Genomic DNA, 255 nt, shown 5'->3' with positions numbered 1-255 from the left:
GTTTTACCAGAAGTAGGTAGCTTAACCGTAAGGAGGGCGCTTACCACGGTAGGATTCGTGACTGGGGTGAAGTCGTAACAAGGTAGCCGTATCGGAAGGTGCGGCTGGATCACCTCCTTTCTAGAGTCGCACGAGTCAGCAATGACTCACTCATCAAGCGTTCACACTTATCGACTGTCAATATAAAGAACAGCATTTGGGGCTGTAGCTCAGCTGGTTAGAGCACCGTGTTGATAACGCGGGGGTCGTTGGTTC

General features: G+C 51.0%; 1 rRNA gene. It reads left to right on the top strand.

Going from position 1 to position 255, the window contains the following annotated elements:
* Positions 1 to 120: ribosomal RNA gene (locus MRBLMU1_RS29580) — 16S ribosomal RNA — on the top strand; the annotation flags it as partial.
* Positions 121 to 255: the final 135 nt, after the last annotated feature.

The sequence above is a fragment of the Burkholderia sp. LMU1-1-1.1 genome (genome assembly GCF_040675865.1).
In the GTDB taxonomy this organism is placed as follows: Bacteria; Pseudomonadota; Gammaproteobacteria; order Burkholderiales; family Burkholderiaceae_D; genus Rugamonas.
The sequence above is the reverse complement of the archived record's forward strand: the minus strand, read 5'-3'. Positions and strand labels throughout refer to the sequence as shown.